Consider the following 26,332-nt stretch of genomic DNA (forward strand, 5'->3'; position numbering starts at 1 on the left):
TTGTCACGGCATTAGTTTTATAAATGCAGCGGCTTCCAAGGGCCCCATTGTGATTGGCTAGGAGGTTCGCCTTGAGTCCACCATTTTGCTTGCCATTGCTGATCTTGGTAGTTAACTATCTCCCCAGATAGATAAATACGATTATCGCGCCAATCTTCCGCTATGGCTGGTGTAGGCAAAACGATAGGCTCGTTTAATAACTCTGAGGTTGCAGTATGGACTTGGGGTGGAATTGCTACAGGGATGAGCGTGGGAGGCAAGGTCGCTGGATAATCAAACACTTCGCGCCACGGTCCCCACACAGTGGTGCCCGGTTCGGTACCTTGAGTCCACCACTTTGCTTGATAAGTGATATGGTTGTGGCGGACACGATCTCCGCCTATGTAAACCTCATTGCTTTGCCAACGTGCCTCTTGGGGAGGAATACTCGGCGCTGTAGTTGGGGCAAAGAGTATTAGGCTGTCATTACTTTCACACAAACTATTGGGCTGCTGATTTAACTCTGCGTGAATTGCGCTTAACAGTGACCACTCTGTTTGTGCATCTTGACTGAGTTCCCACAACATAATGCCGCCACCTTTAGCTTGGGCCAGCGCAGTTTTTTTCCGTATGGTGGTTAATCCATTATAGAAATTACCGTTAATTTCGTCGTGACACGCAGCCGCAGGATTAGCGGCAATAATATCGTTATAACTCTGCCAACTTGGCCGTGCATAAAGGGGGACTCCAAGTACCAGTTTACTCGGCTCAACACCTCGTTGTGACCAGTAATTAAGGCTAGCCTGAGCTATCTCCATACTTGAATGGTGATGATCGTTTGCATCGTATGCCATCAGATTAAAAAAATCGATGTGAGGTAACGCTTCTTTAGCTATCCCCGCAGCTGTTGGACCATATGCGATTACCGCGGCACTTAAGTATTTATTGTGTGGCTTTAATGCTTGGTTTAAGGCGTGTACTAATAGCGTATAATTAGCGCTGCTAACGCCCGGATCCGGGTATTCCCAATCTAAGTCGATACCGTCTAAGTCATACCTGTGCACCAAGGCTAATACTTGGTCAACAAACACTTGCCGGCTTGATGCAGATGCGGCTAAGGTCTCGAATGCGCTATCATTACCTTGATTCCAGCCGCCGATAGCCACGCCAGCTAGCTTACCAGCACTGTGAGCGCGACTGACCATTTCTATCAGTCGTTGTGGTTGCGATATTGGCTGTAACGTACCATCCGAGTTGGGTAATACAAACGCATAATTCAAGTGAGTAAGTTTGTCGTATTGTACCGCGTCTAAGCTGCCCTGCCAGGATGGCAGGTAACCGACCACTTTAAATTGCTCATTTGCTGCCGCGACATGAATACTACTCAGTAACCATGCGCTCGCTAAAAAAATCAGTCGCTGTAACATTCCTGTCGACCCAGTACGTCATCCTTGAAGGTGGGTAAATACCCAATTTGGAGAGAATAATGACAACTTCTCATTGAAAAGTGAATGACTTATCACAATTTTCATTGAAATTTATTAATTCGAATGAGAAGAAAAACGCTTTGCTGCGCTCAAAGGCGCAGCAATGGCCTAATAAAACCAGTGTGGGAAATGTTGCTTCAGCACGGGAATGTAAGGTCGCGCGATAGGGATTTTCTGATTATCCACTTCAACCTCATATTTCAGTTTGCTAATTTGTTGTATGCGAATCACCTTTTTCGGGTTGACCAACCATGAGCGGTGAACTTGTAATAAGGCGTCGTCATCAAAATACATTTTGATGGTTTTCAGCCTTAAGGATAAATAAGTGGGATCAGCTTGGTTTGGCATGTAGATGCCGCTGTAACCATTTTCAGCTTTAATATAAGACAGCTTATCTTTGCGAGATGCAATTTCATATAGCTCGGACAATAATTGCGGCTCTTTGGTGATTTCGTGTAGCTGACGACGAACCATCTGTATTTGCGCAACTAAGCTGTGGTAGTAATAGATATCTTCTTCACCCAATGGCTCGCGACTGTAAAGCTGGAATTTATAGTCATCAAGGTCCGGGTGAGATATAGACACTCCATCATCTACTTTATCATCCTCTTCAGTATTACTGTGTACCAGGTTATCACCGCGCATCACTTCTACTTTCGGATGTTTAGGGTCATTGACAAAAACATCAAATGCCTCTTTTACTAACTCATTGATATCTTTTATTTTTGTTGCTTGGGATGAAAAGTGCTGCAAGGTCTTCAAGCGTTCTGCAGTTGGCTCTAATGAGGTTGAATCAGACGGTTTTTCGGCTGTTTGAACATCACGGGAAGAAGCTTGGGCAGTCGGTGCTTGTGTGCTTGGAGTCACTTGAATCTCAGGAAGTTTTTCAGGCTCTTGCTTAGAGCTTAGCAAGGTTAATACGCAGCTCTGTTGCTTATCACTCGAGTGATAATGAATCTCTGCTCCTAACAGGTTTACACACTGTTTAATAGCCGTCATGTTGGGTAACTGCGCTATGCTGATGCTTGGTGCGGGGCCATTCACCGCAATCGTTAAGCTAACGTGGCGCGTATCTAGCTCAGTGGTGAGAGTGATTTTTTCGTGCTTATTAGCGCTGTCTGCTGCCCATGAGAGTAATGTGATCAACAGCTTTTGTAAGTAACTCGGGTCGGCAATGACCATGGTTCGCTTAGCAATGCCTAAATTAGACAGCTGAACTTTTTTGCTTTCAAAGTATGGGGATAATATATTGCCACATACATACAAGCTGTCGTTAATATCCACGCTTTCTGGTTCAGGTTGCCGCGGGCTATGAGACAAGGTAGTGTCTTGCAGCAAATGGTGTACTAAATAATTCAGTTGCTGACCAGTTTGGCCAACCTGCAACATTTGCGTATAGCTAGGTTCGGTAATCGACTCAGAGTGCTGAGGTAATCGCTGGGCTAAGGCAGCAATGCCCTGTAAAGGATTATTCAGTTGTTGCAACTGCGACTTTAATTTTAGGTATTGATTACGATCTCGAAGGTCGAGCTCTTCTTCTTTTCGCTGTAAATATATCAAACGCAGCAAAATACTCGACATTACTACCAAAAACGCCACGGTTAACCAGATTCGAGCTTTATAAGTTTGATAAAACAGCTTGCCTTTGAAGGCAATGGCCTGCCAAGGGTACATTATGGTGTGCAACGTGCGCAGCAATGAATCTTTGCCTTTCACGTCGTTGTGTATTTGCCTTAACGCAATGCCAGCCAAATTATTGCTTTCAATATAGGCCACTTTCGCGGTAAGGGACTTTTCGTTTTCAAAAGTAATAAAATGGCCATTATTTTTGTTCGGGTTATAAAGCCAGTTCATTTTAGCTTCATCGTCCCAGAATAATTGGTACTCGGGATCGTCCATAAAGCCGATTAAATGACCTCGACTATATAAACCTTGGCGTCCGGTACCAGATGAATCCCAGCTACCCCAACTTACCGCGCCAGCCTCTTCAAATAAGCCGTTATTAGTTTGCTCTACTTGGTCCCAACCGGTGGCAAACGCGGCGGCGTTCAAGACTACTTTATGGCTGGGTGCTCCGGCATCAAGTACACTTTGAATCGCTTGGTTAATTGAATTTTGTTCCGTGTCAAAACCTTGCAGCTTTTGTCGCGTGCTTGGGCCAAGGTAGAGCGGTCCAATGTGGTTGGTTACCTGCTCCCACCAACCATGCATGTAAGCAGTTGTTAAACTTATATAATCTAAGTATTTAGAAACGTCTCTTACCAGCCATTTATCGGTGTACTCAGGTGCCGCGGATACTGAAGCGATTAATAGGAACTTTTTATTTCGGTCATTACCGAGCAGATGAAGAGCGCGATTTAGCTCTATCATCAGCTTGAGGTAATTCGCTTTGTCTGCCTCAAGACCTTGTTGCTCAACACGTTTTGAAGCAATAGGATAAATCCAATCAATTTCGATGCCGTCAAACTGGTACTGAAGCATGAATTCAAGAGCGCTCTCTACAAAGTTAGCTCTAAGCTCGTCATCGGCAGCAATGTTGGAAAAATGGTCGGAGCGACCCCAGCCGCCGATAGAAATAAGGGTTTTTAACTGTGGGTTAGCTTCTTTGGCAAGCACCATTTGGCCAAAGGTGCCAGCAAAGTCGGCTTCTTCTTCAGAGCCCGGGTAGGCTTGTGAAATGTCAGCGAATTCATCGCCCACGTCGACATAGCCGTCTTCATCTACTTTGGCAGATTTATAGACTAGATGAGTCACCTGAGCTAAGGGGATATCATTAATATGATAGCTAGGGCTGTAAGTTGCCCATTGATTGTAATAAGCAAAGATGACTTTCTCTTCTGAAGCGTAAGAGGCACTTGAAAAAAAACAGCTAAAGGCGCTCAGAAATAGCAACAAAAAACGCATGGGGTGTATCAAATCCTTTATATCTAGGCCATTCTTTCGGCACTATCGCTCTAGTCATGACGAAGCGTTCAATTAGAAACCAGCCGTGTTCCAGACGCAAACAGCATCTCACTTGGCTGTGATCTCCATATCGAAAACTAATCCTTTAGTTTAACTCCCCACGACCACGCGCTATTCGAAAAATAATTAATTAGTCAAAAAACAATACCGAAATTTAAATAATAGCCACTAAGTTAAAGAAGCCGGCTTCGGTAGAATGCATTGGCTCATTGTATTATATAGCGTATTGTAACTAAACTTTTGTTAATTCGATCCTTATTGTTATATTTTTTATTCAAATTAAGATCGCACCTCACTTTTACTAAGGGGTTATGATGATGTTTGAACATCCTTTACTCGCACTAAAGCATTGGTCTGAAACGAATCCTAACGGCGTTTATCTACGCCAACCAGTGGCAGGACAGTTTCAGGATTACACGTGGGCAGAAGTTGCAGAGCAAGCGCAAAAGATGGCATCTGCCCTACAGGCCATGGGCTTTGAGGCGGGTGATCGCGTTGCTATCTTATCGAAAAACTGTGTTCAATGGTTTATTGCCGACTACGCCATCATGCTCGCCAACTTGGTCAGCGTGCCTATTTATGCTTCGGCCAACAGCGATACCATTCATTATGTGCTCAAGCACAGTGAAGCAAAAGCCATTTTTGTGGGTAACTTGGATAATTGGTCTGAACAAGCAAAGGGGATCGAAGCTGACGTGTTACGTATCGCATTCCCTTTCGACACCATGCCCGCTGCCATGCATTGGCAGAAATTATTGAAAAATAACCAGCCGCTGGCGTTTGCTGAAGAATATGATCCTGCCGATAAAATGAGCATTATTTATACCTCCGGCAGTACGGGTGAGCCGAAGGGCGTTGTCATGACGTGCGGTGCCTATGCTCAAGCCGCCAACAATATTTGCAAGGTATTAGCAGTAGAAGCGGGTGACAGAGCAATGTCTTATCTGCCTTTGGCGCACATTACCGAACGCGTGTACATTCAAGGTACCTCCTTGATGTCAGGCTCGATTCAAGTCGCATTTGTCGAGTCGTTAGCCACTTTTAACGACAACCTTAAGTTTATTAAGCCTACTTTATTCTTGTCTGTGCCAAGGCTATGGCTTAAGTTCCAACAGAGCATTCTTGAGAAAATGTCCCAACAAAAGCTCAATATTTTGCTCAAAATACCTTTCATTAACGGCATGGTGAAAAACAAGATAAAACAAGCGCTCGGCCTTGAAAAAGCCCGTCTGCTAGGTTGTGGCTCTGCTGCGGTTTCCAGTGAATTATTACTCTGGTATCAGCGTTTGGATATTAATATTTGCCAGGCATGGGGCATGTCTGAAACGTTGGCCTACGGCACCTTAAACGTTCCATTTAATAAGGCGCGGATTGGCTCAGTGGGACGCGTCGGCCCCGGTGCAGAAATCAAGCTGTCTGAGGCAGGAGAGTTGCTGTTTAAAAGTGACGCCATGACGTCAAAATACTATTTGCAGCCTGAGCTCAGCAAAGACTTGTTCACCGAAGATGGATTTATTCGCACCGGCGATAAAGCTGAGATTGATGACGAGGGCTTTATGACTATTACAGGCCGGGTGAAAGATATTTTTAAAACCGCCAAAGGTAAGTACGTGATGCCGGTGCCAATAGAAGCCAAGTTTGAAGACTCGGCTTTGATTGATCAAGTGTGTGTCACTGGGGCAGGTTTACCGCAACCCATCGCGTTTGTGGTGTTGGCTGATGAAGTTAAACAGCAAGAGAAAAGTACACTCGAATCGGCTTTGACTGAACTATTAAATATTATTAATGGTAAGTTAGAGTCTCATGAGCGCTTAGACCGAGTAATCGTAATGGCCGAGCCGTGGACTATCGAGAACAATTTATTGACCCCCACCTTGAAAGTGCGCCGCCATGTAGTTGAAGAGACCTACAAGCATTTGTTTGAAATGGAGCAAAAGCCTGTTTATTGGAGCGAACACTAATTTAATAAGCTAGGGGCTCACTCCCCCTAGCGAAAGCATGAAAATGACACCTGCCTGCACAAAATACTTCAGCACCCTTTTGTTATAAGTTATTAGAATATGAAATTAAAGATCTTATTCTTTTCTGTTATAAATGACAGCATAGTTTACGTTACCAAGTGTCGTGTTTGGATTTAGGAATTATTACTATGAGCAAGTTGTACGCAGACAATTCACTCGCTATCGGCAATACGCCGTTAGTTCGTCTCAATCGAGTCACTAAAGGCAATGTCTTTGCAAAAGTAGAGAGTAGAAACCCTAGCTTTACTGTGAAATGTCGCATTGGTGCGAACATGATTTGGGATGCTGAGCAAAAAGGTAAGTTAAATCAAGAACAAGAGCTCATAGAGCCTACTAGTGGCAACACTGGCATTGCATTGGCATTTGTAGCAGCTTCTAGAGGTTATAAACTTACTCTTACAATGCCTAGCTCTATGAGTTTAGAGCGCAGAAAACTATTGAAAGCATTGGGTGCCAACTTAGTTCTGACGGACGCTGCGAAAGGTATGAAAGGTGCAATTGACAAAGCAAATGAAATTGCCAGCTCTCAACCAGATAAATTTGTTCTGTTGCAGCAATTTGATAACCCAGCAAACCCCGCCATACATACTATGACGACAGGACCTGAAATCTGGGATGCGACTCAAGGCGATGTTGATGTTTTCGTGGCGGGTGTTGGAACCGGTGGTACGATCACTGGCGTCAGTCGTTATATCAAGCAACAACGTGGCAAAGACATCACATCTGTTGCAGTAGAGCCAGCTGAGTCCCCCGTAATTACTCAACACCTCGCGGGTCAATCGATAAAACCTGGTCCTCACAAAATCCAAGGTATTGGTGCAGGGTTTATTCCAAAGAACCTAGACTTACGTATTGTTGACCGAGTTGAGACTGTCACAAGCGAAGATGCTATTGCCATGGCTCGGAGGCTGATGAAAGAAGAAGGCATTCTAGCCGGTATTTCATCGGGCGCAGCAGTAGTCGCGGCATCTCGATTAGCTGAGCAAGACGAATTTAAAGATAAAAATATTGTAGTAATACTACCAAGTTCTGGCGAAAGATATTTGAGTAGCGCTTTATTTGATGGCATTTTTGAAGATAAAGAACTTGTTCAATAAGTAGTTTTTATGAACTTTGATGCATGTGCTGAGTGTCAGTTCATGCATCACACTGCCTCTTCTCCAGTTGATAAATACTGGTAGCTTCAAATTCAAAGCTTGAACAACCCAGCACAAACGACCTGAACCTAATCAGGCAATAAATGAACCGGGATCACAGTGTCATAGCGCTCCCCACGATCAAGGGCTTGATACCATCTGTAAGAAGAGTTTTGTTGTGCTATCCACTGAATTCGCGCTTCACTAGCACAATTTAAAGTTCTGGAGTTCAGAAAGTTGATATTTTTACCTTGGAATTTATCGACATTACTCGCATACAGAGCTAACAAACCATCGTAAATTCCGATTTCATGCTCCTTACTATACCTTTTTGCAACTTGCCAAAAGGTCTCAGAGCTGGCTCTTTCTATCGAGCAAACCTTCCCAACATTAGCTGCTGGAGGTGCTTTTTCACTTAATGGAGAAGGTGTGATCAGCTCCGGTGATAATTTCTTTAAAGCCAAGGGTTGTGGAGAAGGTGTCAAAGCTGCTACCAAGATAGGCTTAATCACTCGATAGGCCTGCAATTGGTGCTGTTCTTGATTAAAAACAAAACTATTTTTGCTAACCCTAACGATTCCATTCTCAGCACTAACATGATCTAACCAGATTACTTTGTCACTACCAATCATAGTGATAGCAAACATCAATTCAGAAGTTGATGGCTCTTTTGCAGAAACACGAATATCAGCTTCAAAAGGATCTGTAGATATAATTCTGATTAACTCTACATAAGGCAACACCGAGGTTTGTGTAGCGGCATTTACTATTTTAAAAGTAGTAAATGCATACGCAAAGATGAATATAGTTAATAGATGCTTAAGCTTCACGGTAATATCCTTTTCCGTACATCAACAACGACTTAACCATGGAGTAGCTTTCATGCATTCCGTTGCACTTTAGCTCTCATATCGCGGGCATTGTACCACCTTTTCGGAGAAACTTAAAAAAACCTAAAACTTATTTCAAAACAGATTGTTACGCAATTTTTTTATAACAATTACTTAACATAATTAAGTTTATGAACGAATGAGTAATGTGACGTTCAATATCATCCAACTCATTTCCTTCGAGCTTTCTATGGTGATGCATTATACAAGGATGAGGGAGAAGAGTAACAACCCGGCAACGGCTCAGCCTAACTGCTTTAATTGCTCAAACAAGCTATTATTTAAGTCTGCAATATCAGGACTAAACGCGGGAACACCTTGTTTACCTATGCTGTTTGCAAATATATTGGAACCAAATTTTTGGTCGTATGAAAGGTTACAAAAAGCGAATACTTTGGCGAGCACAGACTGCGGTTGAGTGACCAGTTGTTCATAATTTACTACAAGAACATCTGTTTGATTTGCCAGATTTAATTCAAATAATAAACTATTTCTTACATACCATTGCAAAGCAGCAGCATCGGTATCACTAATGTTATCTGTCACCACAGTCTGTAACAGTAATAAGTTTTTCGGGCTTAGTCCTTTCCCCCACCAAGAATCATCAACACCACTACTCAATCGTTTAATTTGTTTTGCTTGGTTGCGAAACGATTTCAACATTGAGTTAACTACGTCACGATAATCTCGATAAATCCAAATCACTTTGACAGGAGCTAACTGCTCTTGTAAGTGTGGTATGGTTTCAAGCTCACACAAGGTTTTAATCACAAATGTCGGCGCTTGGCTGTTTTCTTTTAAGGCTTGAATAACCGAAATATCTCGCATTTGATAATTGGCAAAGGCGCGCTCGTCACGTTCGTGAAATACGTCAGTTTGTAAACTAAGATCTAGCATTTCCATCAACATGTTAGTTCCCGAACGCTGACACCCCGCAATTAAGATCGTTTGCTCTGACTGACAGGCATGCAACTTTTGGTAGGCTTTTTTGCCGACGGCACTGCCAATAGCTTTGCCCTGTTTTAATAACCCGGTTATAGATGGCATGATGTCTGTTCCTGTGACATGTTGTGCTCCTGAGGGTCCGCTGTCATCTGTTGAAATTGTTCAACCAAGACCTCAACCCGGTAAGACCAGCTATTATCCTCGGCGTATTGAATAAGCGCTGATTTATCCCAATCTTGCTGACACGCTTGGGCGATACAAGGCAAAAGCTGCTCTGGCTGTGTAAAAGGATAGATGCTGCCCAATTTAGCATTCGCGACAACTTCAGCGTTACCGCCAACGTCGCTGGCAATTACTGGAATTCCGCAAGCCATGGCTTCGAGAATAACGTTGGCCCAGCCTTCATTCGCGCTAGCTAAAACAAATACGTCAGCCGCAGAAAGTACATGCTTAAGTTCAGCAGGAGCCTTTGCGCCCACAAAAAGTACTCGCTCAGAGACTTGGTGTTTGGCTGCAAGCTGCTCAAGGTGCTGGCGATAGTCTCCTTCGGCAGAAGCGCCGCCAACAATGACGTATTTCACTCGCTCCGGCAATTTAGCTAAGCACTCAATAACCAAGTGAAAACCTTTGCGAGGAACCAAGCCGCCAACGGTGACGAGAACTTTATCAGTCACCAACAAACCTAAATCATGGCGAGCCTGACGTTTATCGACAGGACGAAATATTTCAGTGTCCACACCATTGCCCACCACTTGGATCTTACTGGCATTTATACCCTGAGCAATCGCCACCTGTTTTAAAGAATCGGACACAGAAAAAATATGATTGGCGCGTGACCAAGCCTGCATGAGCTTTTTTGGCCATAAAGCTAAGTGAGGCACTTCTGTTCCTCTCAACGTGACAGAAAAGGGCTTGCCACACCACTGGCTTAAGTAGCTAGCTGCTAAGCCATCTGGAAAAGTAAAATGCGCATCGATGAGATCAAATTCAACCTGCGGGTGCCGTTTTAACCACTTGCGACACGCCAGAGCCATAAAAAAGCCATCGAAACGCCGGCCTATTCCAGGTAACGCAAGAAATCTCGGATAGTACACCTCAATGCCTTCCACTTTCTCCTGTCGCTGAGGTTGTGGCCGATAATGCGGTCGCCACCAGCGGATAACACTTTGTAATGGAAACCAAGGCACAGGGCTAACTACAGTGATAGGTAACTGTTTGGCGACGCTAAACATGCGCTGTTTAATAAACAACCCCGCCATTGGCCTCACGGAACTTGGGAATAAACTGGATAAGACTAGCAGCTTAGGCTTTTTCATTTTGCATCTCTGCCGTGTACCCTTCAGGCCATGGGTATACCTGCTGATAATTCGCTACGCTCACCGCCCAATTCCTTTGCTCTCGCACAAAGTCTAAACCGTGTTGCCAAATCTCAGGCCAGCGAGATTCGTCCTCGAAACAGGAGTGAATAGCTTTTGCCAGGGCCGGAACATCGCCCGCTTTAAACAAAAATCCGGTTTTCCCGTGATCGATGAGCTCTTGATGCCCGCCCACATCTGACGCCAATACCAACTTACTTTGCGCCATGGCTTCTAATGGTTTTAGGGGGGTCACCGTTTCCGTTAAACGCATGCTTAGTCGTGGAAACACCAAGAGATCAATCACACTGTAATAGCGGTTGACTTGATCGTGAGGAACTCGTCCCACAAAGGTCACTTTTCCCCCTAGACCTAATGATTTTACCTGAGCTTTTAAAGCTCGCTCTTGCGGCCCCCCCCCCACCAATAAAAGGTGGAAAGGCGAAGCAGATAATGCTTCATCGGCGAGAGCGCTGATCAATAAGCTCAAGCCTTCATAACCGTAATATGAGCCAATAAAGCCAAGAACCTTTTTACCTTGCAAAGATAAGCTCTGTTGTAATGGTTCATCGGCTTGGGTTAACGACTCAAACTTATCAATATCAACCGCATTAGGGATTAAAGTGATTTTGTCAGCTGCAATCCCTCTGTGGATCATGTCTTGTCGCAAACCATCACAAATAGTGGTGACCTTATCTGCGCGTTGTAAAACCCAAGTTTCAAGGGCTTTGGTGACTTTATATTTGACGCCATTTTCACTAGCTGTGCCGTGATCAACCGCGGCATCTTCCCAAAAGGCACGAACCTCATACACCAGCGGCAAGCCACTCAACTTAGCTTGCCATAACCCTGCTAAGCCATTTAAGGCAGAAGAATGAGCATGAATAACATCTGGCTCAACTTGCTTCACCGCTCGATGCAACGCCCACATTAAACTCACGACGGTAAAGAGTTGATTCAGCAATGGCACCTTCATCAGCCACTGAATGCAAGGTGAGCGCATAAAAATCGTTTCACTGGCCATTTCTTGCCAATCTAGCCTTGGGCCTTGCTTAGCAGAAGTGAGGTGAAACGTTTTCCAACCTCGGCGCTGTTGCTGGCGCAAAATTGCCAAGGTGCGAAAGCTGTAACCACTGTGCAAGGGCACCGAATGATCCAGTACGTGGAGAATACGCATTTATCCTCTCTAAGCTCTTGAGTCGAGTTGTTGTTGCGGCTGACCCGCTTGTTTTTTTAAAAAGGCTTCGAACATCAGCAAGGTCCAGAGCGCGGCGCTATGATCGCGCCGTCCGGATAAATGCTGCTCCACCAAAGTATTCAAATAATCTTGATTAAATAGCTGGGTTTGGCTCATTAAGCCACTTGATAAAGCTTGCTTAAGCTTGCCTTTCAGCGGACCTCTAAACCACTTTGCGAGTGGCACCGCAAACCCCATTTTTTTACGATACAGCACATCATTTGGCAAATAAGGCTCTAATGCCCGTTTAAAGATGGCTTTACCATTACTGCCTTGAAGTCTTTGCTCAGGTTTAACTTGGCAAGCCCATTCAACAAAGTGATGATCTAACAGCGGCACCCTCACTTCTAATGAATGCGCCATGCTGACTTTATCTACCTTAGTTAAAATATCGCCCGGTAAATACGTCTTGAGATCGAGGTACTGCACCAAAGACAAAGCATCGTCACCATCAAATGCCTCTGCATGGTGCTGAAACACTTCGATGCTGCGATATTGCGCTAACTGTTGCTTTAGCTTATCGCTAAAAAGCTGCGATTTTTGCTCTTCGGTAAAAATGGAAAAGTTATGAAAGTAACCCTCTAAAGTGTCTCTGGCGAGGGCTTGAAAGGTCGTTTTAGCTCGCAGCACCTTGGGCGCCCAATCCGCCTTTGGGTACCACTGGCCAAGCGCCGAAAATACCGGCTTGCGCGCGGATTCAGGCACTAAGCGACGCATTTTTTCTTCTTTCATATGCCATTGATAGCGCCGATAACCGGCAAAGACCTCATCGCCTCCGTCCCCAGATAACGCGACCGTGACTTGCTTCTTAGCCAATTCGCAAACTCGATAAGTGGGCATCGCAGAGCTATCGGCGAAAGGCTCGTCGTAAAAATAGGCCAACTCATCAAGCAGTTCAAAATCGTCAGCCGCTACCGTCTCTACTTGATGAGCTGTGTGGTAATGTTTGGCTACTTGCGCAGCAAAGTCAGTTTCATTGTAGTCTTTTACGTCAAAGCCTATGGCACAAGTGTTCACCGCCTCAGGTTGGGCATTCGCCATCATGGCCACCACCGCGCTAGAATCAACGCCACCGGATAAAAAAGCCCCCAGGGGCACTTCCGCCACCATGCGAATGTCGACAGCTTCTTTAAGCTTCTCTATTAGGGTATGCTCAGAGGTATCCACCGCTGCAGAAGGCTTGAACGAAACGTCCCAATACTGTCTCGGCATGGGCAGTGACTCCCCTTTTACAACTCTCAGACAGTGACCTGGACTCAGTTTAAAAACCTGTTCAAAAATGGTTTTGGGCTCCGGAATATAACCAAAAGAAAAGTAATCTGATATGGCGGCAGCAGAAAGCTCGCTCGGTAGCAAAGGGTGAACCTGCAACGACTTCAACTCAGACGCAAAAATAAATTCTCCCGAATGCAATAGAGCATAATGAAGTGGCTTAATGCCTAGACGGTCACGGGCGATAAACAGGCATTGCTGGTTCTTATCCCAAATAGCAAACGCAAACATGCCTCTAAGCTTATCAACAACTTGCTCACCCCAAGCTTGCCAACCTTTTAATATAACTTCGCTGTCACTTTGACTACTAAAAACATAATCAAGCTGTTCAAGTTCTTGCCGTAACGATTTAAAGTTATATATCTCACCGTTAAATACCAAGCCAACGTCTTGCTCAGGCGTCAGCATAGGCTGTTGCCCAGAAGAGATATCGATAATGGATAAACGCCGATGCGCCAAGCCAACCCCAGGGCTCAAAAAGTGTCCACCTTCATCCGGGCCACGGTGAAATTGCACCTGATTCATAGCTTGCAGAATGTCTAGGTTAACCTCTGCTTGCCCCTGTGAATCAAATATCCCTGCTATCCCGCACATGTAGCCTCCTGCTAACTAGACACTTTTTGCTGAGCTTCGCGATGGCTTAATTGCTGAGCCATGGCAATTTGGTGGTTTTGCTCAAGTAAATCACCGTATAGACGCTGATACTTACTCACCATGATAGGTAACGTGAAACGACTCTCTACCTCACACCGGCCCTGTAAACCATGGCGATTAATGCGTTCAGGTGACAATAAATAGCCTTGCATGGCTTGGCACAATTGCGTCACGTCATCTGAGGGCACTAAGACCCCAGTTTCACCGTCTTTGACAAGTTCATCGTTTCCCCCAACCCTTGTTGCTATCACAGGTTTAGCGCAAGCCATCGCTTCTAAAATAGTGTTACAAATACCCTCAGCTAACGAGGGCAGCACAAACACGCTAAATTGATTTATCCAATGGGCTACGTCAGTTTGCTCACCCACCAGCTCAACTTGCGGCCCAATTTTCAGTCGTTCTATTAAGGCTTGTAATTCGCTGCGACACTCGCCCTCTCCTACTAATACTAGTCGCAGATTCTGCGAAGCAGTAGCCAAGGGCAATAATTGTGCAAAAGCTTCAATTAATAGTCGTTGATTCTTAACTTGCGCCAGCCGCCCTACAGTGCCAAAGGTGACTCTATCTGTATCTGCGACGTGACTCGCAGTGTTAAAAGGAGAAAATTTGTGATGGTCTACACCGTTGCATATCTGATGTAACTTACGCTCAGGAATACCTACTAATCGCCGTAAATAGTCGTGAGTATGTGCCGAGAGCGCCACAATGGCTGCTAAATGAGTTGCCGTAAGCCGCCGTAAGTAACGGTACTTCTTGTTGCCACCGGTTAAATCCGCAATATCCCAGCCATGCTCACCGTGGCAGCGAATCGCCTTTGAAGTAAGCGCGGCTACCCACTGTAATTCAAGCGTCGCCAAGTTACGGCTGTGTACTATGTCTGGCTGTATTTGCCTTAATAACTTGGCAAAACGATAAAAAACAGAAGCATCTACACCCGGCTTTTTATGTAAATCAAAAACTTGAATCTCAGGCTCAATTCGGTCGATAAAATCATCGTGGTCGGTTAAACATACAATGACGTGCTCAACCTGCTCCGGCGCCATGTGATTAATGATGTTAACCATGCCATTTTCCAACCCCCCAGCATAAAAACGGTACACCAAATGCATAATGATAGGTTTAGTTCGAACCTCGGTAACGCAAGGTGATATTTCAGAATTCGACATCAGGGCTGCCTCGCAGTAAGCAATGGTGATGGTTCGCTCGGGTATTGCAGGTGATATAAGCTCTGTACCAAAGGCTGCCAATGAGCTGATAAAAAAGCGCTAATATCTTCTTCACTGAGAGAGAGCGGCGCCGCGACTACGATCGCAGCGCCAAAAGAGGGCCCCAAGGGCGCCGCTAATAATTGATTCAATTTTGTCTTCAGAGTACCTGTTGAACTCTTTTGTGCCACTTGATACCAACTAAATAGTTGCAACTCTTGAGTGTGCCGGGTGACCACTGAGCGCAGCACAGGAATCACTCCCACAGCCAGAGGCAGTTGTTGATGCTGGCTTTCTAATAAACGCCAGTGTTCAGGGTTATATAAGCGATTGTTAAACGTAATCAGTTCTTTCCCTGAAGCTTCCGATTGATACCAGGCAATGTAGAGCTCAAGACGTTGACCATGGTGTTCAAAACCTTGATGCCAAATAAGGTCGGCATTCACAAACTTAGCTTGCCAGTTAAAACTTGGAGCGAGCGGTCCTTGCCAACTTTGTTGTGGGGCGACAGAAAAGTGTATTTGCTGAGGAGTTGGCATGCGCTGCTGGTTCAACCAGGTGCTAACTGGTATCGCCAATAGCATTAGCGCAGAGATACACACTGGCCAGCAAGAGTAACCCTGTTGGTTAGTTGATGCCTGAGGAATGTCTTCTTTATCTAAATCAGCCGCTGTCAGCTCGAGAGGGTCGGCAAACCAGCGCCCTACCGCAAACAAGCTAAAAATGAGTACTCCAAAAAATACCCAACCATAGATAATATGATCCATTTCACCGGCAATACGCGTGTCCACATGATAATAAATCATGATGATCGACCACGCCCTTACACCATTTGCAATGATAGGAAAGACAATGGCGAACAAGCAAAACAACATGCGTTTTTTGAAGTGAGCAAAGTTTAAATAGGCAAACAAGTTACCTAAACAAAATGTGGCAATCAGGTAACGAATTCCCGAACAAGTCCAAGCAACTTCAAACGTGGCACCAGGAATCAAGATATAGTTACCTTCCTGATAAATAGGCATGCTGGTTAACTGCAACAAATACACGCACATTAACGCGGTAACGTACTGTAGGCTGGGAATTAAAAACTCACCGAAAGGCACCGCAAAGAGTAAAAACAGCAAAGGGAAACACACGGTATAAGACCATTGAGTCCCCATGACCAGCCACACCAAAACAGGTAGCATGGCCACGACACTAAATTGCATGCCTACTTGTAACCCTAAACGCTGACTCAGTGCCCACGTGAAAGTTAGCAGCAGCAACACAATTAACGCGCGCGGCTCGCTTACCAATGGCTGTAAAGACAGCTCCACTCGTTTCTGCCAAATAAGGAACAAAGCAATGGGCGCGATAAAAAAGCAATGCGCAAAGGTATCTACGGTTTGCCACACCGTCACCATTTCAGCTAACGTGCGGGAAAAAGCCCAACCCCAGAGTAATAAAAGCAGCGCCAAAGTGACGCTTGCGAGTGTGGCTAAGCTCAAACGCGTGTCGCGAGACAAACTAGCCATTCAGCTAGCCCCCTGCTTGGGCGATAAGTGCACCTAAGCGGTCAAAACTCGATTGCCAACTGAACCTTTCTTCGACCCAAGCTCTCGGCTGCCTACCTTGCTGTAGAGGCTGTGACAACTGGGCTAAACAATGCTCACTAAAACGTCCCGCATCTTCCGCCACCAAGGTCGACTGGCTTTGGCCTATGCCGACAAAAGCATCTGGGCTGCCCACGACGATTTGATTCATCGCCAAGGCTTCCAACACCTTGTTCTGAATGCCTCGACTGATGCGAAGGGGGGCCACGACACACTGCGCAAATTTAAGATAAGGTCGAATATCAGGAACCCTGCCCGTGACAACCACATTAGTGAGTTGTTGTAATCGCAGCACCTCTGCTCCAGGATTAGACCCAACGATATAAAATAAACAATCCGGCCTTGCAGCAAGTAGGCTTGGCCAAACTTGCTCAGTAAACCAAGTCACCCCTTCTACATTAGCCCAATAATCCATTGCCCCAGTAAAAACAATACAAGGCTTGGCCGCAGGATAAGGGCTCTCTAAACTGGGATCATCCGGGTTAAAATAGTGAATATCTACACCATTTTGCACCCAATCAATGCTGCTGTGAATATGCTTGCTTTGCTTACGCTGAAATTCATCGGCCTCTGCGGCAGAAACAAATAAGCTTAAGTCAAAACGCTGCGCGACTTGCTGCTCATAGCGTTGCAAGGTACGAAACTCACGTTGATATAACCATGCCATAAAGCCTTGTTTCTTTTCGGCGTACTGCAACCACTTATCGGAATCAATATCGACAAAATCCATCACCGCAAACTTGGCATGGTCCGGAACATATTGCGCCATAGAGGAAGAGAAAGTAAGCACTTTAATATCGGGGTGCTCAGCAAGAATAGCGTCTACCCAAGCCTGCATTTTATCACTTTGATAATACGCTAGGCTCAGCGGTTGATCGCCCAATAATGCGGTCAAACTTTTTGCCTTATGCAACCATGGGTGACGAGCCATCAACTGGCAATCTTGGGTACCCAGAGACACTTGCTCTTGGTGCTGCCAATCTTGTTTATCATCAACAAATGCGCCCAAAAAAACCTGATAATGCTGCTTTAAATACTGTAACCAATGATAAGAACGGATCTTGTCGCCTTTATTTGGTGGAAACGGAATGCGGTGACACAAAAACAATACTTTTTCCATTAGCCCAAATCCTTAGCCAAAATAGGGCCAACAACCTGACTCACAGCAAGGGGCAGTTTTTGCCACACCTTTATGAAAAACTTATATTTTGGGTTATTTGGATTGATATTGGCGAGTTCATCGCTGGCCACTAAATCATTTTCATAGAATAAAGGCTGCGGCTCAAAACCCCAGTGCTTTTTATAAGCATGAGCACCACTGGCCACTTTGCTGCGACCAAAATCAAACTCCAACATACCTCGACGTCGGGCGTGGCACATCAACTGATAATACATAAAGTCATTACTTTTCAGCCCTCTCGCCTGCCGCTTTCCCCCTCCATAAAAGGGCAATACTTGCTGTTTAAAGTAAAAGCTCATAACACTGGATACCGCCTCTCCCTGATGATAAACCGTTAGCACATCGACTTGATTAGGAAACACCTGCAGCAAAGTTTGAAAGTACTTTTTTGGAAATACCGGCGTTCCTAGATTGCGCACACTTTCCGAATAAATAGTAAAAAATGGCTCCACCTTATCTTCAATTGAGAAGGTCAGATCATTTTTAAGAGACTGTCTCACCACCGCTCTTTGCTTCTTTTTTATCGCGGCAAGGATGGCATCGGAGTCATCGGCTAATGACTTACAAAAATTGTCATGGCTATGACGAGACTGCCAATGTGGCAACTTGAGCTCTCGGTGACGCAATTCAAGCGAATCAACTTTAAGGTCTCGCGCCAATTTTTGCGCATGGGTTAGCAGCAGCTGACTCGCTTGTTCATTTTCACTCAACAGCCCTGCACTCACAGCAAAAGGCAACGAAATAAGTTTATTTCCGAACAACCAGCTTTTGATTTGAGCCAAAGGCAAGACCGCTACAATTTGACCTTGTGACTCAACGTAGTAATACCAACATGTATGCTGATAAGCGTCTTGTATCACCTTACGCCAGCCTGATAAATGGAAAAAGCTGCCGGCTGAATGTTGGCTTACAAAAGCGTCCCAACGTGCGCTGTCTTGTGGTTGTAATAACTTTAACTGCACAGACGTCTCCCTTGTCTGGTTAAGCTAATGCTTGCTCGCCTGAGACTTCGATAGCGGCAGAAATGCTCGTGGTGAATAACTGATCCATACGTTGCCATTGATACAACTGTAGCAGTCGCTCTAAACGTTGATAGGTTTTATCGAGATTGACGTAATGACGAAAGCGGGTTTTGATGCCTACGTCAAATAACCTGGGTTGATGAGGGTCCAACTCCCAAGGGTGGATATAAAAAATATAAGGCTGTTGCTCTTGTCGATGAAATTGTTTTAAAAACCAGAGGCTCAGCCACTGCGGGTAAAACCGAAAGTAGCCGCCACCACCAATGGGCACGTTTTTATTGAATACACTACCCCATTGCATCTTAAGGGTAGATATTGGAATTTCGAGGCACTGTGAATGGGAGTGAAATGCAAAACGAGGTAATAGCGGCGAACCATAGTGATCATGCTGTACAGGGTAAACACTCGAGCTGTACTGGTAGCCCGCCGCGACCAAACAATCATAAACCCAGGGAGTCTCATTGTTAAAGGAAAAGCTGGGCGCTCGATAACCAATAACACGGCTACCGGTAATGTTTTCTAATAAGGCTTTACTGCGACTAATATCCTCTAAAAACGCCTCTTGTGACAAGCTCGTAACGCGTTGATGATGGTAACCATGACTGGCAATTTCATGTCCTTGCAAAGCAATCGTGCGAATCAAATCTGGGTAACGTTCCGCGATCCAACCGAGAATAAAAAAGGTCGCTTTAACGTCGTAACGTGCAAATAAATCCAGCAATGTGTGGGTGTTCTTCTCTACCCGGCAGTCAAATTCATCCCACTGTGATAATGGTGAATGCTGAGAGAATGCAGACACCTGAAAATAGTCTTCTAAGTCCACCGTCATGGCGCAGGCTGCCATATACTTTACCTTGAACCTTGGGCAAAAAAGACCACTTCCACGGTGCGAACAAAAATGCTCATATCAAACCAAATATTTCGGTGCTTAATGTAGTACAAATCGTATTTGAGCTTCTCAAGGGCGTCTTTATCACTGGCACCATAAGGATAGTTAAGCTGTGCCCAACCAGCCAAGCCTGGTTTAACGTTGTGACGTTCAGAGTAGTAGGGCAACTGTTGACACAAACGGTCGACAAACTCGGGTTGCTCAGGGCGAGGGCCAATAAAGGACATGTCACCTTTCAAGATGTTTATGATTTGGGGCAATTCATCGATGTGATAACGACGAATAAAGCGCCCTATGAAAGTCGTGCGCTCATCGTCTTTTTGGGCCCACTGCGCGCCATTGGCTTGGCTGTTCACCCGCATGCTGCGAAACTTTAATATTTCGAACGGTTTTCCGCCGTAGCCTACGCGCGTTTGGCGGTATAAAATGGGGCCCCTGTCTTCAAGGTAGATTGCTACCATGACAAATAAAATCAAAGGCCAGGTGACAAATAAAATGGCCGCAGCAATGGTGATATTGAGTAAATTAGAGCTGATTGCCCGAATGCTGTCTGGACGTGAAAAACCGTTAGAATAAACCAACCAACTTGGGTACATCTGGTTGACCGCAATTTGGCCAGTTTCTCGCTCAATAAAGTTGAGCACATCCATGACTTCGACGCCGTGAATTTTACAACTAAATAGAGACTTCACCGGGAGCTTTCCGCGTCGTTCATCACAAGCCACAACGATTTCATCAACCTGATTAGCTTTTACATAATTGAGTAAATCACGGTCTATGTCTAAATCTATTTTATTGCTGCCTAAGTCAGCCTCTTTATCACCCGAAATAGGCACAAAGCCAAGGATATCGACTCCTTTCTTGTCAGACTCACGGCGCATTCTTTGCCAAATAATTTGTGCCCTTTCACCGCCTCCTAGCACTAATACTTTGTGCCGAAATGATTCCGCAAATCGTCTTGAAATCACATACCTAAACGCCATTAATAGGCACAGTGAAAGTACCACCGAATATAACGTGATTTGAAAATCCAAGCTAAAGAAGTCGAGGTTTGACAAAGGAAAAGCCAGTAAAAGCACCAATGCAGAAATGATGAGTAAGCGGCGAAAGACACCTTGTTCGTCACATCTAAGCCTTGGATTATACAAACCCAATGACAGCATTAATAAAATAATCACGATCGGTAAAAAAGGAATATCTAACAATGAATAGACCTTTTGTTGTACTTCCTCGCTTGAAGTGAAGTAAAAGCTGGCTAGTACGCAAATAAAGCCAAGATATATAATGACAAGCTCAGAGATGGCAAGTAAGCGACAAGACTTACCAGTGCTAGCAAACGCGAATTTGGACATAAGGCGGATTCCTTCTAGCCTTCACAGATTACTCTATCTCTATTGAACATAGTTGATATGGAAGGTGCTGCAACTAGATTGTCATAAATTTCACCTTGATATTTCTGTGACCTTTTAAGCTTTGACAAACAGTACAACCACTTAGCTATCATTTCGTATTCTCCACAAGCAAAATTTATTACGGCAATAAATATTTCTTCGACTAAGCTGGATAATTGAGAGAGAAATAACTTACGTCATAACTTTTCATGACAATGTGCAGTCAAAGTTCAGCCGCGTCATCCATTCATTAAAGAGAGAGTTCGCTATGGAAAGCATATTGAAATCCCCCATTTGGCCTATTTTCTGCCTAATGTTGTTTGTTTCAGCTTGTTCTCAAAATGATGCTCCTGTTGCCAGCTCTGCCAGCTTTACAGCCTCGAGTACCGCTGATCCCGAAGAATACAAATACCTAATTGGGCCTGGAGACATACTCAATATTTTTGTATGGCGTAACCCTGAGATTTCTGGCAGTTTCACGGTACGACCCGATGGGATGATCACCACCTCTTTAGTGGAGGACATACCTGTCACAGGTAAAACGCCGACAGAGTTAGCTCGAGAAATTGAAGACGTATTGTCTACCTATTTAAGAGAGCCCATAGTTACCGTCACAGTGAGTGGTTTTACCGGTCCATACACAGAGCAAGTGCGCATCATTGGTGAAGCCTCTTCTCCACAAGCGTTAAATTACAGCCAGTACATGACGGTGCTTGATGTGATGATTCAGGTAGGGGGATTAACGGAATTTGCCGATGGTAATAACACTTCTTTAGTTCGAATTGAAAATGGACAACAAAAAAAATACCGCGTCAGGCTCGATGACCTCGTACGAAAAGGGGACATCACTGCCAACACCAATATGCTCCCCGGCGACATTTTGATCATTCCAGAAGCTTGGTTCTAAGCCAGAATATAGAACCCAAAGCCAAGGAGGCGGGAATGAAAGAACTGCTCGACAAGATTCTATTTTACGTCAAAGGCATATGGCTAAAGCGCCGTTACATCGTGATAGCAGCGTGGTTACTTTGTCCCATCGGCTGGTTTTACACCATGCAACTGCCCGATCAATACCGTGCTTCTGCACGTGTTTATGTGGATACCGATTCACTGCTTCGCCCTTTGCTGCGCGGTCTCACCGTAGAAACCTTTAAGGACAAGCAGTTAAATTTGATGGTTAAAACTCTTTTAAGCCGGCCTAACCTTGAAAAAATAGCGCGCATGTCAGACCTCGATATTCACACTAATAACAGCAAAGAGTTCGATGCCTTAATCGACTCCTTAGGCAAACGCATTAAAATCGCCTCCACTCGGCGAGAAAAAATCTTTACCATCAGTTACGAGAATCAGAGCAAAGACGCAGCCATACAAGTCGTAAAGTCTGTACTCACCATTTTTGTAGAAGATACGTTAGGCGAGAACCGCACCGACACCGATAATGCGCAACGATTTTTAAACCAGCAAATCAAAGATTTTGAACAACGCATGAAAGTCGATGATGCTGCGCTGACCGAGTTCAAACGTAACAATGCTGATTTACTGCCGGGAGAAGGCAGTTCGTATTACGGTTTACTCAAACAAGAACAATCAATCTTAGAGCAAACCGAATTGCAGCTTAAAGAAGCCGAAACTCGCTTAGCATCCGCCCGCTTACAACTGGAAGACGAGCAAACGATTCCGTATTTCTCAACTCCTGACGGCAACAGCTTTAATCCCTCAATTACCACTCAATATGACAGTCGTATTGAACTGATGCAGCAAAACTTGGACGAACTTTCATTACGATATACCGACCGCCATCCTGACATTATTGAGCTGAAAAAACAGCTAAGTAACTTACGTGAAAAACAAACCCAAGAACGCACAGAATTAATAACCCTATCGCAACAACAAAAGCAACCTGCTACAGAAGATGAGTCGCCATTCGTCCAGTCTCTCAGGGTAAATGTTAGCGAATTAGAGTCTGAAGTGGCTTCTCTCAAAGTCAGGCGGCAAAACTTTCAAGACAAAGTCGATAAACTGCAACAAAAAGTCCATTTAGTGCCACAGATTGAAGCTGAGCTGGCTGCACTTACTCGAGGCTATGGCATCACAAAGAGTCAATACAACCAATTACTAGAGCGGCGTGAAGCCGCGATCATGTCGCAAAAAGCAGGTCAGTCTGTGGACGGCGTCGAATTTAAAATTATCGAGCCACCTCGCGTACCCAGAGAGCCAGTGGGCCCTCATCGCGTTATCTATTTAACCGTGGTGACGATCGTCGGCTTAGGCGTCGGCCTTTTTGTGGCCTTTGCTTTAAGCCAACTCAACCCTATCGTTACCGGTAGCAGAGAGCTATCGAGCATCACTAATTTACCTGTACTGGGTTCTATTTCTCACGCCAACGCTGACCAAGTGATCAAAACACGGCGCAAACATAACATTGCCTTCAGCGCGATAATCGCGGCACTGTTTATTACCTATGCAGGTCTGATTGTCAGTCAGAGCTCACAGTTGCCATTGCTGCAAAAAATGAAAAATTTGGTGGCGATGAATTCGACGGAGACGCTATGAGTATTATCGAAAAAGCCCTGGCTAAAAAGCAGCAACAACCGACTCAATCGTTACCTGAACGAGCGACGGAGAAGCTTGCAGAAAAAGGTTCGCAGACCACAATAGGAACGACTAATAAAGCATCACAAAAAGGTGATGCGATACCAGTCCAAAATTCAACGAATACTACAACACCCTCCCCTGAGGCTAGCAAGTCTTCCCTCGAAAAAGACGTTCCTTCGCCTGAGAAAATTGTTAAAAATGATTTCCCTGATAGCACGAATGACAAGGTTCTCAAATTAAATATTGAAGGCCTAAAACAACGCGGTTTCTTAGTTGACCCCAACGAGCGCAGTCAACTGCATGAAGAGTTTCGATTCGTTAAAAGGCGTATTCTCAAAACAGCCTTTGGCCCGCTCAATGACACGCTTGAGCACTCTAACTTGATTCTAGTAACCAGTTCGAGAACAAATGAAGGGAAAACCTACAATGCGATCAACTTAGCACTCAGCATCGCAATGGAACAAGACAAGACGGTATTATTAATCGACGCAGATGTACTGAAGCCCTCTATATGCAAAGAGTTAGAAGTTGAAGCTGAAGTCGGCTTAGTGGATTACCTCTTAGGCCAGACCAGTGATCTTCAAGGGATAATTTACAACACTAATGTTCCAAACTTACGTATTATTCCCGCAGGTGCACGCCACCACCTGACCAGTGAGTTGTTAGCCAGTACCAAAATGGCAGAGATGACTAAAGAGTTAGCAAACCGCTACAGTGACCGGATCATCTTATTTGACGCCCCCCCATTATTAGGCATCAATGAAACACAAGCCTTAACCAGCCTAGTTGGCCAACAAATCCTCGTTGTCGAAGAAAATAAAACCCAATTGAGTAGCTTAGAAAATGCCATCAGCCTACTAAATAAAGACAGAGCAATAGGCTTAGTGTTGAATAAAACAGTACAGCACAGAAATCTATACGGCCAATATGGATATCAGTATGTCGAATATTAGGCAAGTCGCTTTCTTTTTTGTCACAATGTCATCCGCTCAAGCTTTTTCTGCCCAGTGGGATGCTTCAGCCTCCGTCATCACTATGATTGAATACAGTGATAATGTTGAGCAAACCGAGCGAGGAGAAGAAGACCTTATATTATCTCTGACGCCAGGTTTTGGCCTGACCGGTAAAGGTAAACGAGCAGACTTAAATTTGCGTTATGATGTTCGAGGACAGCACTACGTAGGCAATACAAAAGACCACGAGTTTTTTCATAACTTTCTTGGCCGCTTCGATTACAGAGCTATCCCTAATAGACTCAATTTCAATGCTGAAGTAGTCGTAGAGCAAGAGTTGGAAGACCTCAGTCGTGGTCTGATCCCCGATTACGTCACAGGCTCTGATAACTTAATCACTGTTGGCCGATATCGCCTAGGCATGGATTACCTGCAACCTTTGGCGAATTACGGCCAACTGAGTTTTCTAGCCGGTGTATTTCTTACCGACGAAAGCGGCGGCAACCAAGATACTAAAGGTTACGATTTTCAGATAGCAGGGCAAGACGGCAGTGAGTTTAAACAAGGTTTGTGGAATTTTAGCTACAGCCAAGGCTATCAAAAACCGAATGACGCCGAATATAGTTTTACCCAACTGGCAGATGCCACTTTAGGCTATGGCCTCAATCAACACCTTGCTCTGATGATGAACTTCTTTTGGGAAGAAAACGACATTCAAGAATCTGTCCGCCAAGAAAACTTAGACAGCGCCTCTTGGGGCCCGGGTTTACGTTTCTCTCCCAGCGACAGAACCAGCTTTGAAATCAATTATAACTTCAGCTTAAAAGAGACCAACGAAGATTATTGGGGCGGTAAGCTGAGTTGGGTACCCACGAGTCGAACTTCACTGAAAGCAAGCTACGGCAAACGTTTCTTTGGTGACGCTTATGATGTGCAATTCAATCATCGCATAAAACGTTTGAGCAATACCCTCACCTACCAAGAGTCCATCGAGTCATACAGTACCGAAGTGTATAACGCTTCCACCAATAATACAGGCTCATTAATTTGTCCTGCTGGGCCAGTGCTCGATTTAACCCAATGTGAATTCTCTAATGAAGTAAACCCAGACGTCGCACCTGACAAACAGGTAATTACTTTTTACACGCCTCCTCCTGCCGTGGGTGACGAGCTTTATTTGAGTAAAGCCGCCAACTGGAGCTCAACCCTAAGAACAGGAAAAAGCACCTACACTCTCAACCTGTTCTATACCCAGCGATTGTACTTTACCGAAGTCAAAGATGAAGACGACTACGGCTTAAACTTTAATTGGGGCATTAAGATTGGCAGAAAAACGGGCTTACAACTGGGCGCGCAATGGCGTGAGCTAGAAGAGAGCTTAAATGACTCGGGTTTTGTGAGTGATGAAACGGAACAAAGGTACAACATCAATCTAAACCATAAACTCAGCGCCCGATCTTTCATGGTACTGGGATACCTTTACACCGAACGCGATGGCAGTACCTCAGACTACGATGAAAACCGCCTGCAACTCAGCTATCAAGTAGTTTATTAGGACGTAA

At 44.8% G+C, this 26,332-nt stretch carries 19 protein-coding genes; 6 read left to right on the forward strand and 13 right to left on the reverse strand.

All coding sequences use genetic code 11. The features are described from left to right. Positions 1-17: 17 nt before the first annotated feature. Both D1Z90_RS05710 and D1Z90_RS05715 read right to left on the reverse strand, forming a co-directional pair. Complete coding sequence (locus tag D1Z90_RS05710) at positions 18-1,406, reverse strand: glycosyl hydrolase family 18 protein (RefSeq protein WP_119909786.1); 1,389 nt, start codon at positions 1,404-1,406, stop codon at positions 18-20. Between the two features lie 168 nt (positions 1,407-1,574). Next, positions 1,575-4,370, reverse strand: a complete 2,796-nt coding sequence (locus D1Z90_RS05715) for a glycosyl hydrolase family 18 protein (protein WP_119909787.1) — start codon at positions 4,368-4,370, stop codon at positions 1,575-1,577. 374 nt (positions 4,371-4,744) lie between these two features. Between D1Z90_RS05715 and D1Z90_RS05720 the strand changes: the two genes are divergently transcribed. Together D1Z90_RS05720 and cysK are read left to right on the forward strand one after the other, a co-directional pair. Beyond that, positions 4,745-6,391: an AMP-binding protein gene (locus tag D1Z90_RS05720; RefSeq protein WP_232525204.1), complete on the forward strand. Its 1,647-nt coding sequence runs from the start codon at positions 4,745-4,747 to the stop codon at positions 6,389-6,391. 188 nt (positions 6,392-6,579) lie between these two features. Next, positions 6,580-7,548: a cysteine synthase A gene (gene cysK / locus D1Z90_RS05725; protein ID WP_119909789.1), complete on the forward strand. Its 969-nt coding sequence runs from the start codon at positions 6,580-6,582 to the stop codon at positions 7,546-7,548. A 128-nt stretch (positions 7,549-7,676) separates the two neighbouring features. Here cysK and D1Z90_RS05730 read toward each other — a convergent pair whose 3' ends face one another. The 11 genes from D1Z90_RS05730 to D1Z90_RS05780 all read right to left on the reverse strand — a co-directional run bounded on the left by D1Z90_RS05730 (position 7,677) and on the right by D1Z90_RS05780 (position 21,183). Next, on the reverse strand, positions 7,677-8,417 hold the full coding sequence (locus D1Z90_RS05730) for a LysM peptidoglycan-binding domain-containing protein (RefSeq protein ID WP_119909790.1): 741 nt from the start codon (positions 8,415-8,417) through the stop codon (positions 7,677-7,679). Between the two features lie 303 nt (positions 8,418-8,720). Further along, positions 8,721-9,524 (reverse strand): sulfotransferase family protein, encoded by an 804-nt coding sequence (locus tag D1Z90_RS05735; RefSeq protein WP_119909791.1) that lies wholly within the window; start codon positions 9,522-9,524, stop codon positions 8,721-8,723. Beyond that, on the reverse strand, positions 9,512-10,738 hold the full coding sequence (locus D1Z90_RS05740) for a glycosyltransferase (protein WP_119909792.1): 1,227 nt from the start codon (positions 10,736-10,738) through the stop codon (positions 9,512-9,514). Before D1Z90_RS05740 ends, D1Z90_RS05735 begins: the two co-directional genes overlap by 13 nt. Next, positions 10,725-11,954 carry a TIGR04063 family PEP-CTERM/XrtA system glycosyltransferase gene (locus tag D1Z90_RS05745; protein WP_119909793.1) on the reverse strand — a complete coding sequence of 410 codons (1,230 nt, stop codon included), beginning with the start codon at positions 11,952-11,954 and terminating at the stop codon, positions 10,725-10,727. Before D1Z90_RS05745 ends, D1Z90_RS05740 begins: the two co-directional genes overlap by 14 nt. A 9-nt stretch (positions 11,955-11,963) precedes the next feature. Continuing rightward, complete coding sequence (locus D1Z90_RS05750) at positions 11,964-13,880, reverse strand: XrtA/PEP-CTERM system amidotransferase (RefSeq protein ID WP_119909794.1); 1,917 nt, start codon at positions 13,878-13,880, stop codon at positions 11,964-11,966. Positions 13,881-13,891: 11 nt separating this feature from the next. Continuing rightward, entirely contained in the window at positions 13,892-15,106 is a 1,215-nt protein-coding gene (locus D1Z90_RS05755) for a TIGR03088 family PEP-CTERM/XrtA system glycosyltransferase (RefSeq protein WP_119909795.1), read from the reverse strand. Continuing rightward, complete coding sequence (xrtA, locus tag D1Z90_RS05760) at positions 15,106-16,662, reverse strand: exosortase A (protein WP_119909796.1); 1,557 nt, start codon at positions 16,660-16,662, stop codon at positions 15,106-15,108. The genes D1Z90_RS05755 and xrtA overlap by 1 nt, the downstream gene beginning before the upstream one ends. A gap of 4 nt (positions 16,663-16,666) precedes the next feature. Beyond that, a complete protein-coding gene (locus D1Z90_RS05765; protein WP_119909797.1) occupies positions 16,667-17,860 on the reverse strand; it encodes a TIGR03087 family PEP-CTERM/XrtA system glycosyltransferase in 1,194 nt (397 codons plus the stop codon). Then, complete coding sequence (locus D1Z90_RS05770) at positions 17,860-18,882, reverse strand: FemAB family XrtA/PEP-CTERM system-associated protein (protein WP_119909798.1); 1,023 nt, start codon at positions 18,880-18,882, stop codon at positions 17,860-17,862. The genes D1Z90_RS05765 and D1Z90_RS05770 overlap by 1 nt, the downstream gene beginning before the upstream one ends. Before the next feature lie 19 nt (positions 18,883-18,901). Beyond that, complete coding sequence (locus D1Z90_RS05775; RefSeq protein ID WP_119909799.1) at positions 18,902-19,786, reverse strand: XrtA system polysaccharide deacetylase; 885 nt, start codon at positions 19,784-19,786, stop codon at positions 18,902-18,904. A 5-nt stretch (positions 19,787-19,791) separates the two neighbouring features. Then, positions 19,792-21,183 (reverse strand): TIGR03013 family XrtA/PEP-CTERM system glycosyltransferase, encoded by a 1,392-nt coding sequence (locus D1Z90_RS05780; protein WP_119909800.1) that lies wholly within the window; start codon positions 21,181-21,183, stop codon positions 19,792-19,794. A 307-nt stretch (positions 21,184-21,490) separates the two neighbouring features. Here D1Z90_RS05780 and D1Z90_RS05785 point away from each other — a divergent pair, with 307 nt between their 5' ends. The 4 genes from D1Z90_RS05785 to D1Z90_RS05800 are packed head-to-tail and all read left to right on the forward strand — an operon-like array spanning position 21,491 to position 26,325. After that, positions 21,491-22,129 carry an XrtA/PEP-CTERM system exopolysaccharide export protein gene (locus D1Z90_RS05785; RefSeq protein WP_119909801.1) on the forward strand — a complete coding sequence of 213 codons (639 nt, stop codon included), beginning with the start codon at positions 21,491-21,493 and terminating at the stop codon, positions 22,127-22,129. A 35-nt stretch (positions 22,130-22,164) separates the two neighbouring features. Next, entirely contained in the window at positions 22,165-23,775 is a 1,611-nt protein-coding gene (locus D1Z90_RS05790; protein WP_119909802.1) for an XrtA system polysaccharide chain length determinant, read from the forward strand. Next, positions 23,772-24,770, forward strand: coding sequence for an XrtA-associated tyrosine autokinase (locus tag D1Z90_RS05795; protein WP_119909803.1), 999 nt, complete (start codon positions 23,772-23,774; stop codon positions 24,768-24,770). The genes D1Z90_RS05790 and D1Z90_RS05795 overlap by 4 nt, the downstream gene beginning before the upstream one ends. Further along, positions 24,757-26,325: a TIGR03016 family PEP-CTERM system-associated outer membrane protein gene (locus tag D1Z90_RS05800; RefSeq protein ID WP_158587063.1), complete on the forward strand. Its 1,569-nt coding sequence runs from the start codon at positions 24,757-24,759 to the stop codon at positions 26,323-26,325. Before D1Z90_RS05795 ends, D1Z90_RS05800 begins: the two co-directional genes overlap by 14 nt. Positions 26,326-26,332 lie beyond the last annotated feature (7 nt).

Source organism: Motilimonas pumila (assembly GCF_003596335.1).
Lineage (GTDB): Bacteria > Pseudomonadota > Gammaproteobacteria > Enterobacterales > CBDFNC01 > Motilimonas > Motilimonas pumila.